The organism is Methylophilus sp. (assembly GCF_008015755.1).
Lineage (GTDB): Bacteria > Pseudomonadota > Gammaproteobacteria > Burkholderiales > Methylophilaceae > Methylophilus.
Genome location: NZ_SSGF01000007.1, coordinates 258222 through 270899, shown reverse-complemented (window position 1 = coordinate 270899; position 12678 = coordinate 258222). Strand labels below are relative to the sequence as shown.

Annotated in this window: 13 protein-coding genes; 5 read left to right on the top strand and 8 right to left on the bottom strand. The window is 50.7% G+C overall.

Features of this window, described 5'->3' with window-relative positions:
• Positions 1-22: 22 nt before the first annotated feature.
• Entirely contained in the window at positions 23-793 is a 771-nt protein-coding gene (locus E6Q52_RS03890) for a 3'-5' exonuclease (RefSeq protein WP_292818694.1), read from the bottom strand.
• 300 nt (positions 794-1093) lie between these two features.
• Between E6Q52_RS03890 and E6Q52_RS03885 the strand changes: the two genes are divergently transcribed.
• Positions 1094-1768 carry a hypothetical protein gene (locus tag E6Q52_RS03885; RefSeq protein ID WP_292818691.1) on the top strand — a complete coding sequence of 225 codons (675 nt, stop codon included), beginning with the start codon at positions 1094-1096 and terminating at the stop codon, positions 1766-1768.
• 80 nt (positions 1769-1848) lie between these two features.
• On the opposite strand, the gene E6Q52_RS03880 is transcribed toward E6Q52_RS03885, so the two are convergent.
• The 5 genes from E6Q52_RS03880 to cysM all read right to left on the bottom strand — a co-directional run bounded on the left by E6Q52_RS03880 (position 1849) and on the right by cysM (position 6208).
• The gene (locus E6Q52_RS03880) at positions 1849-2328 is read right to left on the bottom strand and encodes a hypothetical protein (RefSeq protein WP_292818688.1); all 480 of its coding nucleotides are present in this window, start codon (positions 2326-2328) and stop codon (positions 1849-1851) included.
• A gap of 181 nt (positions 2329-2509) precedes the next feature.
• Positions 2510-2995: a YdbL family protein gene (locus E6Q52_RS03875; RefSeq protein ID WP_292818685.1), complete on the bottom strand. Its 486-nt coding sequence runs from the start codon at positions 2993-2995 to the stop codon at positions 2510-2512.
• Entirely contained in the window at positions 2992-3249 is a 258-nt protein-coding gene (locus E6Q52_RS03870) for a hypothetical protein (protein ID WP_367124809.1), read from the bottom strand. The genes E6Q52_RS03875 and E6Q52_RS03870 overlap by 4 nt, the downstream gene beginning before the upstream one ends.
• Positions 3250-3296: 47 nt before the next feature.
• A complete protein-coding gene (locus E6Q52_RS03865; RefSeq protein WP_292818682.1) occupies positions 3297-5264 on the bottom strand; it encodes a hypothetical protein in 1968 nt (655 codons plus the stop codon).
• A 50-nt stretch (positions 5265-5314) separates the two neighbouring features.
• The gene (cysM, locus tag E6Q52_RS03860) at positions 5315-6208 is read right to left on the bottom strand and encodes a cysteine synthase CysM (RefSeq protein ID WP_292818679.1); all 894 of its coding nucleotides are present in this window, start codon (positions 6206-6208) and stop codon (positions 5315-5317) included.
• A 194-nt stretch (positions 6209-6402) separates the two neighbouring features.
• On the opposite strand from cysM, the gene E6Q52_RS03855 reads away from it, so the two are divergent.
• Genes E6Q52_RS03855 through E6Q52_RS03845 form a run of 3 tightly spaced genes read left to right on the top strand, consistent with a single transcriptional unit; the run spans position 6403 to position 9591 of the window.
• Positions 6403-7566 (top strand): GGDEF domain-containing protein, encoded by a 1164-nt coding sequence (locus tag E6Q52_RS03855; protein ID WP_292818676.1) that lies wholly within the window; start codon positions 6403-6405, stop codon positions 7564-7566.
• 54 nt (positions 7567-7620) lie between these two features.
• On the top strand, positions 7621-8610 hold the full coding sequence (locus E6Q52_RS03850) for a hypothetical protein (RefSeq protein ID WP_292818674.1): 990 nt from the start codon (positions 7621-7623) through the stop codon (positions 8608-8610).
• Positions 8611-8640: 30 nt separating this feature from the next.
• Positions 8641-9591 carry a 5'-nucleotidase gene (locus E6Q52_RS03845; RefSeq protein ID WP_292818672.1) on the top strand — a complete coding sequence of 317 codons (951 nt, stop codon included), beginning with the start codon at positions 8641-8643 and terminating at the stop codon, positions 9589-9591.
• Between the two features lie 17 nt (positions 9592-9608).
• Here E6Q52_RS03845 and E6Q52_RS03840 read toward each other — a convergent pair whose 3' ends face one another.
• A complete protein-coding gene (locus E6Q52_RS03840) occupies positions 9609-10103 on the bottom strand; it encodes a disulfide bond formation protein B (protein WP_292818669.1) in 495 nt (164 codons plus the stop codon).
• A 98-nt stretch (positions 10104-10201) separates the two neighbouring features.
• Entirely contained in the window at positions 10202-11182 is a 981-nt protein-coding gene (locus E6Q52_RS03835) for a lytic transglycosylase domain-containing protein (RefSeq protein ID WP_292818666.1), read from the bottom strand.
• A gap of 199 nt (positions 11183-11381) precedes the next feature.
• Between E6Q52_RS03835 and xseA the strand changes: the two genes are divergently transcribed.
• Positions 11382-12602: an exodeoxyribonuclease VII large subunit gene (gene xseA, locus E6Q52_RS03830; protein ID WP_292818663.1), complete on the top strand. Its 1221-nt coding sequence runs from the start codon at positions 11382-11384 to the stop codon at positions 12600-12602.
• Positions 12603-12678 lie beyond the last annotated feature (76 nt).

The window sequence follows — 12678 nt, the reverse complement described above, 5'->3', positions numbered from 1 at the left end:
TCAATTAAGATTTCTATAACTCTCAAGCCCAAGCAGCCATAAACTGCTGCCAGTGCTCACCGTCGTAGCCAGATAGCGTCTCACGCACTAACTGGATTTCAGCGGCGTAGTTAGCCTCATTCAAGTGTCCGCGCATTTTGAGAAAGCGCAAATAGACCAAATGCGTGTTGGCAACATCGGTTTCGCAGTAGTCACGGATCGCTTTCACTTCACCGTTCAAATACGCCTGCCACACTTTACTGCCATCCATGCCCAGTTTGCCGGGGAATCCGCATAGCTGCGCCATTTGATCCAGCGGCGCATTGGCGCGGCCGCTATACATGGCCAGCACGTCCATCAAATCCAGATGACGCATATGGTAACGGCTGATGTAGTTGTTCCATTTAAAGTCTTTATCGTCTTCACCCAGGTCCCAGTAACGGGGGGCGGCAATGCCATGCACCATGGCCCGATAATGCAGCACTGGCAAGTCAAAACCGCCGCCATTCCAGCTCACCAGGTTGGGCGTGTATTTTTCGATGCCGTCAAAAAAGCGCTGAATCATTTCTGCTTCACTCGCCTGCTCGTCGCCCAAGGTCCAGACGCGAAACTGATTACCCTCGCGTAGCGCGCAAGAAATCGCACAGACGCGTTGTAAATGATGTGGCAAAAAATCGGTGCCATTTTGCTGGCGGCGTTGGTGAAAAGCGATATTCGCCACGTCTGCATCGCTCAAACTGGCGGGCAGATCCTGTAACTGTCGAATGCCGTCCACATCTGGAATAGTTTCAATATCAAACACCAAACTTAGCATGCCCACTACCCGTAAAAAAATGATTTTTTTAAAATAGCACAGCATGCCTGCTGACACCAGAACCGCTTGCACCAAGCAGCGCGCTGTCCAAAAAATCGAGGATTTGTATCATTTGATACAAACCACGGCCATTTGTATCAAATGATACATTTAAATAACTGATTTATAAGGAATTTTTGTGTTTTTTCTGTCAATCAAAAAACAAGATTCCACTTTAATCTGACCTTGTTCAGTCAACACGATGCCTGGCCTGTGCGCCTGTGTATCAGCCCTGGACCTTTACAATTTACGGAGTACATCATGACATCTATCAGTTCACTTAGCAGTAGCAGTGCTGTTCAATCATTTTCGCAGGTCGGCCAACGCAACGGCATGCAACCTCCGCCGCCACCGCCAGATGGCGAGGGTCAGGGCAAGGATGGTGGCGGTTTGCTGGGTGCCATTGACTCGGCATTGAAAAGTGCGGGCATTGAAGGCGGCCTGGAATCTATTTTTGGGCAATCTGCGTCCAGCAGCACCCGTGCAAGCACCAGCACAGACAGCACGGATTCAACCACGACCAGCGATAGCAGTACCGATGCGGCCAATGCACTGAATAGCTTTTTACAAAATCTGATCAGCGCCTTGCAATCACAAGGCACGACAGACACTAGCAGCTCAGAGAGTAGCGACAGTGAAACAGCGGCGAGCACCATGCAAGGCATGCCGCCACCGCCACCTTATGGCGGCCATGGCATGGAATCTAAACTGCAAAGCCTGATTGCTTCTTTGAGCAACGACAGTACCAGCGATAGCACGACATCGGATACTGGCTCGGACAGCACCTCCAGTGACCTGCAAAGCAGTTTTCAGTCACTGGTCAGCGCATTGGGTGGCAGCAGCGACAATGCCAGTCTGAGTGGATTCCTGCAAGCGTTATCCGGCAGCATGCAGCACCGCGGCCCCGCAGGCAATGTGGTCAGCACCACCGCCTAAGGTTAACCTCCACGCTAGATATAAGACTGAAAAGCAACTACCGCTTTAAACAGTGGTAGTTGCCATATTCTGCGCGCTAATCAGGCAAATTCCAGCTGCATAATATCTGTGTTGGTATCTTCTTGCAGCCACTCAGCAGGCGCTTTATGCAACCGGATAGGCGTGTTCATCTCTTCGCCGTCAAAGGTCAAAATGGCATAGCTAATGTCTTGTGGCGCTTCAATCGGCGTGAACTTGGCAAACCCGAAATCGGCATTGCGCATCACTTGCCAGGCACCTGAGGGTTCGGCGTATTCTGCTTTGGAAAAGTAATGGGCGATTTGCCTGTCAGTGGCCGCCTTGAGGGCGCAATCATTCTCGCGCGACATCACAGACCAGCGATAATCCAGGCCATCGGCAATTGGCTGCAATTGCATCAAATACCAATGCACGTTTTCACGCGCCAGCTGTATCAACGATCGCACGCGGCCCGTATGGTGATTAAGGATGTAATAAATCCCCAAGTCCTGTTGATGAATACTTTCACCCAATCGAGGTAGAACGAAAAGATTAGTTGCCACAACGCACTCCTTCCATCTGAACATGCACTTAGATTGTATGCAATGAACATGCCTGAAACTGAAAGCCGATACTTTTACTACGCTGTTTATCGAATTGCCGTTGTGGGCAGTCGTCATGCCTGTGACGCCACACAACCAGCTTGAGCCTAACCCTCATTTGCCAAGCTGTTGTTTTACCTGCTTATTTACGCAACCACTGCCCATCACGCTGCACAAACCAGCCAGGTTGTGCCTTATCGATCCAGCGTATCGCAAACGTGCGCTGTATCTCGCCCTCCCACTCAGGGTGACCATTTGCGGCAGCAATTCCACGATATAAGTTGGTGCGATCTGCATTTTCGTCTTTTACCAGCGCAGTTAACGCACTACGTTGAGACAGTGGCACCAAACCGGCCTCTTTGACGGCGACAAAGCCATCGGCGGTGAGCCCGACGGCACCGGACTGAAAGTACGGTAACAATTGCACATGGCGGCTTTGCATACTGGCTTTGACGGCGGCAACCGCAGGCGTATTCACATCCAGGTCAGCGGCAGCCTGCGCAGATAATGTCAGCGCGATGCTGAGAAAAGCACCGCACAGCAGCGCTTTGACAACCGCATAGGCATGCCGTAAACCTAAAGGTAGCCAGCCTAAGCAGCGAGAAACGGGTTGCATGCGCGTGATCATGGTTTAGGCTCCTGATTAGCTGCCGGGACAGCCGGGGTCGTGGCAGGCACGGTGGGCTGATCTGCTGCCGGATGCTGGCCTGCTGGCACCTGCCAGATTTCGTCTATGACTTTATCCGCGGCTTTTTCTGCGGCAGCGGCCGGAAAGTAGATATTAATCGTCACACAAGCACTGAGGCCTGTGGCCACCAGCACCATGCCAGCGGTGCGCATACCGCGCAATCCGGCAACTTTTTTGATCAACGTCAGGTTCAATCTGGTTCCTTTCTGACAAGCGATGGGCGGTTTATGTTCATTCACGCCTAATCGATAATGATTTTACTATTGCTATCGGTCACACGCTGCATGCGCCCCAAGACATCTTTCCAACTGACATATTGCGTGTAACCATTCACATTAACCGAAGGCGCGCCCTTGCCTTTAACAATCACAAATCCGTCAGGCAATGGCTCAACGCCGCCCATTTTGCAAATATCGCCGCGCAACTCACAACTCAGGCCTATTTTTTCATAGCCAAACTCTTTAAAGAAGCGCAAAAAAGTACGTTGTAACGCCGCCGCCGTCCCCTCACCGCCCAAGGCGGTAATATTTTCGACAGCGCGCTGCGATATTTTCTTTTCAAACGGGCCGTCTGCGGTTCGCACCGAGGCATCCATAGACACGGGCTTCCAGTTTTGCAGGCGCAGATGCTTGATATCACCCTCCAGCTTGCCACTGATCGAGCCAAAGTTGAACGTGCGCGTGATTTCACCCAGGTCAATCTCCCGCATGGTGAAATTGGCGTGTAATTTGGGCACTGCGCCCAACGGGTCATCAATGTCCAGGTCAGACATGCCAACCATGCCATTAAACAGTTTAAATTGCATGTCGCCCATCATCCGCAGCTCATGGTTAGCATAAGTCACCAGTGGAATCGTGCCCGAAATCTGGCCACGCATGGTCGGCCAACCCAGCGCCTGACTAAAACTGGTCATGCTGATCGGCTGCAAATCCATTTTGACATGCCAGACCATGCTCTGATTAATCCAGGCTGCGGAAACATCCTGAACATCCAAGCCGCCATCCAAAATCGGCAATTGCAACCGAGGTGCCGTAATTGAAAAACGATTCACCTCCGCCTGCCAGCGGGTTGCGCCCAAGGGGATTTTTAGAATATGGCCGGACTGGTAGCCCATGGCAATCTGTCTGGGATGATCGTAATCCCATGGAATATCGGCATTAAAATGACTAAAACCAAACTTACCCAACTGGTCTTCCACGCTGGCATCGGTGATATTCAGGTGAAACTTGAGCGGCTGCAAGCCTTTGGCTTCAAACGACCAATCGGCCTTGCCGGAGACATTTAAATGACCAAACGCCGAGTGCGGAATCAGTGGCTGGATAAATGCCTGATAGACGCCATTAAAATCAACCTCTTTGGCGTCGACCTTTAAAAACTCAAATTGTTTGTTGATCAGGTGGATGCGGCTTTGGCTATGCAAGGTGCCCACGCCCTGCAAGGCGAGTGTTGCCTGCTCAATATCAATATATGGCTCACGGTAAAAGCCACGAATCTCAAACCGTTTGCTACCCTCAGCAAAATAAAACGGTTGCCAGAACAGCTCACCCTGTTGCCATTGAAACACGCCTTGCCAACGCCAGCCACCGTCTTGTTCGTGCGCAGACAGATTCACCTTACCCGTGAGTTTATCGCCTGCATGCAAGCCCGCTGCGTCACTAAACTTAGCCTCATGCACTGCCAACTCAATATCCACGCCTTTGGCGGCCGGGCCTGATTTATCCTGTTCTTTCCAGGTCGGGGTGAGCCGCACATTAAACGGCACATGCGAGCGCACATCGTGATACAGCCCATCTTCGCAGCGCCAGGTTTGCGCTGCTGCCTGCGCAGGCACCAGGCAGTTCAAATGAAAGGTGCCCCACACTTCGTCCTGCAATGCTTTGACTTCTGCATCAAAAGACAGCGTGGGCTGCCGGATTTGTGACCGCTGGGTGTGGGCACCATGATCGAGAAAACCATAGTCGAGAAATATTTTAGGATGGCGCACCTGGTAAGGTGGCATTTGTAGCTGTTCGGACGTAATCAGCGCCGTTGGCCGGGCGCTGATATCCAGCAGAATATTGGGTTGATCTAATTTGGCATCGCCGACTTGCAGGCGCTCGGCATAGACTTTTACCTGCTGTTTGCTATGTAAATTGACCACGGCATGCGGTTTATCCAGTTGAAAAATATCACTGAAGACACTGTCTGCGCTGAGGCTGATCTCGGTCATGGCGCACACCTGCGCTGACCAACACAACAGTATCAGCCCGCCAACGCGCATCAGTCTGGAAACACCCCGGTGGATAAGTAACGGTCACCACGGTCGCAAATAATCGCCACAATCAATGCATCATTGACTTCTTTAGATAATTGCAACGCCGTATATAAAGCACCACCGCTAGAGATACCCGCAAAAATACCTTCTGTGCTGGCCAGTTGCCGCGTGGTATCTTCAGCATTTTTCTGGCTGACATAGCGCAATGCATCAACCCGCTTGGCATCATAAATAGACGGCATATAGGCCTCTGGCCATTTACGTATGCCCGGAATCTGCGCGCCCTCTTCTGGTTGCACGCCAATAATCTGCACCTGAGGATTTTGCTCCTTGAGATAACGCGAGGTGCCCATAATGGTGCCGGTTGTGCCCATGCTAGAAACAAAGTGCGTGACTTTACCAGCGGTATCGCGCCAAATCTCCGGCCCAGTGCCTTCATAATGGGCCAAAGGATTATCGGTATTGCCAAACTGGTCAAGCACGATGCCTTTACCTTCTGCTTGCAGTTTTAACGCCACATCACGCGCCAGTTCCATACTGCCCTCTTTAGATGTCAGTACCAGCTCTGCGCCATAGGCTTTCATGCTTTGGCGACGCTCGATAGATTGATTTTCCGGCATCACCAACACCATCTTATAACCACGCATGGCGGCGACCATGGCCAGCGCAATGCCGGTATTCCCGCTGGTCGCTTCAATCAGCGTATCGCCGGGTTTGATTTGCCCACGGACTTCTGCACGTAAAATCATGCTGTAGGCAGGCCGGTCTTTGACCGAACCCGCCGGGTTATTGCCTTCAAGCTTGAGCAAAATAGTATTGCTCGGATTGGGGTTCATGCGTTGCAAAGCGACCAGTGGCGTATTGCCAACAAAGTCATCCAAAGTTTTGTATGGTTTCATAACAGACCGATGTGTGTTGTTTTCCAGGTAGAACAAGGCCAAACGCCCAAAATATTCAGAATTTAATCGATTAAAATGAATACATGCAATGCTTAATATATGTAAAATTCCAATATCGTGACTGATTTAGCTGGTGAAGTACTGATTTTACATAAACTGCCTGCATCAAAAAAAATAATTACCAAGGAAACCGGATGTTGAAGAAGTGGATTAGCCAAGCGCTTGCTGTCGTGTTGCGTCCGATCAAGCTTTTTCCAGAGCTCAGCGAAGCCGATAACGTACGTTACAAGGTTATTTTTCTAAATAATGTCTTTGCGTTCTCAGGCTTTGTATCGCTGTCTATGGGCATTATCCGCTGGAACCTTCAACCCTTCATCGGCATGGTTGACCTGATCTCCGCCTTTATCGCCTTTGTTTTACTTTGGGTACTCTATCGTTACCAGAAAAATATTGAATTAATTGCCAGCATCGCTTTGTGGCTGTGCTTTATACAGTTTTTAACCGTGTTTTTCGTCGGCATGGGCACCACCACGCGCAGCGCACTGTTACTGCTGATATTGGCCGCCGCGTTTTACCTCAAGGGCCGCGTGACGGGGTACTACATGCTGGCTATCTTGCTGGTATTGGTCATCAGCAATCATGCGATGGGCATTTTTCCTTCAGAATATAGCACCATGGATATTATCAGCCTGTGCCTTTACCTGCTGGCGCAGTTTTTTATTATCCGCAATTACGAATGCTTGCGTGAATCACAAACCAGCCATTTAAAAGCCCTCAATACAGACCTCGAGGCGCTGGTCAAACAACGCACCGAACAACTGGCTGCCGCCAATACTGCCCTGGAAATCGAAAAAGAAAACCTGAAAACGTTGTCCAGCACCGATCATTTAACTGGCCTGAGCAACCGCCATCATTTTGAAACTGTGTTTGCCGAACATACGCCAGCGATCACACGCAGAAAAATATCTGATGCATTAATTTTGATAGACATCGACCATTTCAAAAAAATCAATGATACCCACGGTCATGTATTAGGCGATGTGGTCATCAAGTCTGTGGCTAGCTGCATTAAAAAATACAGCCGCATCTCGGACATTACTGTGCGCTGGGGCGGCGATGAGCTGATTATTTATGCACCGCGCACAACGCTTAAACAAGCTACACAGCTAGCAGAAAAAGTGCGCCATCAAATCAACGCCATGCACGTGGCTGGCGTCGGCAACATCACCATCAGCGCGGGCGTCGCTGTGTTGCATCCTGGCGATAATTTGTCACTGCTATTACAACGCGCAGACCAGGCACTGTATCAAGCCAAACAGGCTGGCCGTAATAGCGTGTATGCTGCCGCGCTAGACTAAGCCACCACAATTAGATACCTTTACACCCATTTTTAATTATTCGTCTCACGCCTCATGCCTAGATGTTCTGCCGCTGCGTTTTTCCTTGCTTGCCTGCAATTACTATTAATCACCCCCATCGCCCATGCTGAGCAGTGGCAAACCGTGGCAGGACGCGAAAAGTTTCTTACCGTTGCGGTCGACCTTGACTCATTGCAAGTCGGCCAACATGAGGACATGGTTTTTTTTAAACTGAGAGCAGATGACCACGACGACACCATCGCCACCCGATATGTGCAAGCTTCTTGCAGTGAGTTTTCCTTAGAGGTAGAACGCGAAACCGTGTTTCATCAGGCCAGCCAGACCTCAGAAAGTATGGACTGGAAAAATAATCACGCCCTCGCCAGCCACCCAGCGTTTGCCCAGGCCAGATTATCATTCTGGGGTGTCACACAGGCTTACGGGCAAGCCATTTCGTTGGCCTGTCGACGCGTTGGCAACCGTGCGCCAGAACGACTGCACACCTTGCAAGCCGAAAACTGCGCAGCAAACAACCCTTTACGCAAAGTCGCCTGCGCCAGCCACACCAGCTGGCGAGCCAATTACAAGCTGTATTTTTCACGCTCGCATGACGTCATTCATAACTGCGGGATTTCAGAGGAGCGTATGACCAAGCAAGCCGCCTGGCTGATCAAGAGCGTGATGCGTTGCCAAACTGAAAGCTGCGGTAACGAGATTCTCGAAGACTGGATCCACAAGCGCGGGCAAGACATCGCCAATGTGATTCATATGCAAAAAAGTACCTGGCAGGCGGCATCGCAATCAGCCCCACTGTGCCAATCTCTCAACCAGGCCGATCAGGCAATCGCCAGCATGCAAACGGAAGAGATTTACGCCAAAGCCAAATACCTAGGTTGTTTAAAACGTGAAACCGCTAAACTGCGCGCTGCCAACATACCAGCCGAGTCGCTCTCACAACAGGCAGAGCAATTATGTGATGCGCCTTTCAAAGAGTGGCATGAAGTGATTTCTAAACAGTCAGCCAAGTCAGACATTGCCAATTAATAACAGTCTTAGTCTTAAAGTTCAACCATCATGGCATACACCCTAGAAAACAGATTAGTGATAGGCGTCGCATCAAGCGCGATGTTTGATTTATCTGACTCTGACGAAATATTCAAACGAGACGGTGAAGCACTCTACCGTAAGTTTCAAGAGAGCAATCTCAACAACCCCTTGCCCAAAGGCATTGCTTTTTCATTCATCAAACGGCTGCTCTCTCTTAATGATTTGAGCGCCCGCCCAGATGACCCGCTGGTTGAAGTGATTTTGCTGTCAAAAAATGACCCGGATACCGGCCTTAGGGTCATGAAGTCCATAGAGCATTACAACATCGGCATGACCAGAGCCATCTTTATGCAAGGCCAAGCGCCTTACAAATTTATTCCTGCGCTCAACATATCGCTGTTTCTGTCAGGGAACAAAGAGGATGTCGATTCTGCCATTCGCCTGAATCTGCCTGCTGGTCATGTGATGAATTCAGCACTGATTGATGACGAAGAGGATGCTGCATTACGCATTGCCTTCGACTTTGATGGTGTGCTGGTCGATGATGAGTCTGAAACCGTTTTTCAGGCCAGAAAAGACGTGAATGAATTCAAAGCACACGAAGCCATGAATGTCATGCAGCCCCATAACCCCGGCCCATTGCAACAGCTACTTGTGCGTATTTCCTCTATTCAATCCGCCGAAGAAGAAAAGAAAAAAATAGATCCTGGTTACAAAAATCGCTTAAGAGTTTCGATTGTCACCGCGCGTGATGCACCAGCCCATGAACGCGCCATGAACACACTCAAAAGTTGGGGAGTGATGGCGAATGACGCGTTCTTTTTAGGCGGCATTGAAAAAAGCAAAGTCCTTGCGGTATTAAGACCGCATATTTTCTTCGATGATCAATCTGGGCATTTAAAAACAGCCTCTGAAGTGGTGCCTTCAGTCCACATTCCTTTTGGCGTGACGAATCAAAAAGCAACCGAATCAGGCTGATCTCATTAGATTAAGTATTAAGCTCGCGCGCGAAACAGGAAGACGGCATACGCGCCGAACAATACAAAGCTGATCAAACCCAGCTGCGGCAAAGTCAGGCCGAGAAAGGTCCAGTCGATGGCAGCGCAATCGCCAGTGCCACGAAACACCAGTGTCAGTGCTTTTTTCAGCGGGAAATTTTCAAACATATAGTCAAAGCCAACGCCGCAGTCAGCAATGATTTCGTCTTTGTGTGCTTGTAACCACCAGTGACGAATCGCCACGCCCGCGCCACCGACTGCAGTGAGTACTTCTAGCAGCGCTAACCCAGCATGCAACCATGATTTGGGAGACACAAAAGCGTGCACAAGAAACAGGATACCCAGGCCCATAAAGACCATACGCTGCGAAATACACAGCGGGCAAGGCTCTAGGTGGTTTTGTACTTGAATAAATAGCGCCAGCGCCACGATGCCGAAACCGGCCAAGAACCCGAGCACGTAGCCACCACGACCTTTAAACCACTGACACATTGCAAACTCCTGCGCGTTAAACGAAGTTGAAATTGTAATAGATAACGCGCGTATGATGCAGCCACAGCGTACATCGTTCCCTGACTTTAATTCATCTCTCAAGAAGCAGCCTGCGCACTAACTGCCTGTTGCATGGCAGACTTTTGTTTGACTTCATGGTGTTTCTTTTTGTAATAACGGCTGATGCGTTTCACATAGTCACGGGTTTCGGGGTAAGGCGGAATCCCCTGATGCCTCAGCACGGCATGTTCACCGGCATTATAAGCAGCGGCGACCAGCTCCACATCGCCCTTAAAATAGGCGATTAGCCAGCGCAAATAAGACAAGCCACCCTTGATGTTTTGCTCAGGATCGTAGGCATCTTTGACGTGAAACCTGGCTTGAGTATCCGGCAATAACTGCATCAGGCCCTGTGCGTTTTTGCGTGAAGTAGCTTTGGGATTAAAACCTGATTCGACTGCAATCACAGCCATGGCAAAGTCCACATCGACGCCGTACACCGGCGCATGCTTTTTCACCAATTGATAAATCGGGCCGCGCTTGCGAAACAAGACTTCTGCCGCAGAATTACCTTGTTTAAGCATACAGCCTGGCAACACAGCCAACTCAGTATTCCCCGGCTCACTATCCAGCCAAGCCCTGGCATCGCGGTGGCCCTGGATGGCGGCCAAACTGAAAAAACGGGCTGCAATATCATGATTCACGGCCACCCCTTTGCCCGTACTGTAAAACCAGCCCATCGCAAACAAGGCATCGGGGTCACGCGACTCACCCGCCAACGCACAATAATGCGCATGTGCCTGCTCGTAGCTGGTGAGGCCCAATGCATTCTTAGTGCCGGCGGCGAGACTGACCTGTAATTTGATAAATTGTTTATACGCCTCATTTTTAACCGCAGACTGCTCGCGACTATAGCCATCGACGGGCTCGCCGCCCTCAGGCAAGTTTGATGTTGCAGCCAATGGCGGTGTTTCACTCGGTAAGGGCTCAACAATTTCATCGGCCTGTGACAATGGCGATAAAAGGGCCGCGCAGGCGGCGACTGCGCAAAAAGCAAGCCACAAGCTTACGCGACGCATTCGAGCGTATAAGAGCATTGATTGCATTTGGATAACAATATTTTCAAGTATTATTTTATGTAATGACTCAATTAATCACACAAAGTGCCAGGCCGCGTGTAAATAGGGCCAAAAAAGATGTCTTCCGGTGCCAAAACGCACAGGATTTCATACAAAAGGCGTAGCCAACTAGCAATCCACTGTTGGATAATGCCAGGCTATGACACAGCTGTTATCGACGCCTTTTAAACAAATCTTGAATGTCAGCGACCTGACGCGCCTGACCAAAGAACTGCTGGAAACCAGTTTTCCGTTGTTCTGGATCAGCGGCGAAATTTCCAATTTCACGCGTGCCGCCAGCGGTCACTGGTATTTTTCGCTCAAGGATGACCGTGCCCAGGTGCGCTGCGTGATGTTTAAAGGCCGTAATAGTCTGATGGGCAGCATGCCGCGCGAAGGCGATCTGATCGAAGCGCGGGCGACGGTCACTCTGTATGAAGCGCGCGGCGACTTTCAGCTGACGATTGAGTTTATGCAACCCGCGGGCATGGGCAGGTTGTATGAAGCATTTGAGCAACTCAAACAACGCCTGCAAGCCGAAGGCCTGTTTGACCTCTCGCGCAAGCAAACCATTCCAGCCAGCCCGCAACGCATCGGCGTGGTGACTTCGCCCGATGCAGCAGCTTTGCGTGATGTGCTGACCGCTATCCGCAGGCGTTATCCAGGCATGGGCGTCATCATTTACCCAACCCCTGTACAAGGCAAAGGCGCAGCCGCGCTGATTGCGCAAGCCATCCAACTGGCTGACCAGCGCCAGGAAGTTGATACGTTATTGATTTGCCGCGGTGGCGGCAGTATTGAGGATTTATGGTCTTTTAACGAAGAAGTCGTCGCACGCGCCATGGCGGCGTGCCGTTTGCCAACCATCAGCGGCGTCGGCCACGAAACTGACTTTACGATTGCCGACTTTGTGGCAGACTTGCGCGCCGCCACGCCAACGGCTGCGGCAGAACTGGCTTGCCCGGATCAATCACAACTACGCCAACAAGTGGCGCAATCGCAACAACGCCTGATACGCGCCATGCAATCGCTGCTGCGCCAGCACGCGCAAACACTGGATTATTTGTCGCGGCGTTTGATCTCGCCAGCACAACAGCTGCAACAACAAAAACAGGCGCTACAACAATGGCAACATCGCCTCAGCTTGGCCATGCAGCAGTATTTGCAAGGCCGCCGCCGTCGGCTGGAATATCTGACTAACAGCCTGCAACAACTTAACCCACACCAGGTACTGGCACGCGGATATGCGATTGTGCAACAACAGAATGGCCGCGCCGTGACCGACGCTCGCCAACTGACCATTGGTGAACACTTGAAACTGACACTGCATCAAGGCGAGGCGCAGGTCATCGTTGCAAAAAACCGGCCTGCCGATCAGTAAGCTATTCATGCAATCCCCAACAAAGGTGCGACGCGTTCAGATTATTTCTGTCCAACTCGGTTATTTGCGTCAAAGT

Bases quoted from the DNA above. Each gene is read 5' to 3' on its own strand.
- E6Q52_RS03890 (WP_292818694.1), bottom strand. From the start codon at position 793: ATGCTAAGTTTGGTGTTTGATATTGAAACTATTCCAGATGTGGACGGC.
- E6Q52_RS03885 (WP_292818691.1), top strand. From the start codon at position 1,094: ATGACATCTATCAGTTCACTTAGCAGTAGCAGTGCTGTTCAATCATTT.
- E6Q52_RS03875 (WP_292818685.1), bottom strand. From the start codon at position 2,995: ATGATCACGCGCATGCAACCCGTTTCTCGCTGCTTAGGCTGGCTACCT.
- E6Q52_RS03865 (WP_292818682.1), bottom strand. From the start codon at position 5,264: ATGACCGAGATCAGCCTCAGCGCAGACAGTGTCTTCAGTGATATTTTT.
- cysM (WP_292818679.1), bottom strand. From the start codon at position 6,208: ATGAAACCATACAAAACTTTGGATGACTTTGTTGGCAATACGCCACTG.
- E6Q52_RS03855 (WP_292818676.1), top strand. From the start codon at position 6,403: ATGTTGAAGAAGTGGATTAGCCAAGCGCTTGCTGTCGTGTTGCGTCCG.
- E6Q52_RS03850 (WP_292818674.1), top strand. From the start codon at position 7,621: ATGCCTAGATGTTCTGCCGCTGCGTTTTTCCTTGCTTGCCTGCAATTA.
- E6Q52_RS03845 (WP_292818672.1), top strand. From the start codon at position 8,641: ATGGCATACACCCTAGAAAACAGATTAGTGATAGGCGTCGCATCAAGC.
- E6Q52_RS03840 (WP_292818669.1), bottom strand. From the start codon at position 10,103: ATGTGTCAGTGGTTTAAAGGTCGTGGTGGCTACGTGCTCGGGTTCTTG.
- E6Q52_RS03835 (WP_292818666.1), bottom strand. From the start codon at position 11,182: ATGCGTCGCGTAAGCTTGTGGCTTGCTTTTTGCGCAGTCGCCGCCTGC.
- xseA (WP_292818663.1), top strand. From the start codon at position 11,382: ATGACACAGCTGTTATCGACGCCTTTTAAACAAATCTTGAATGTCAGC.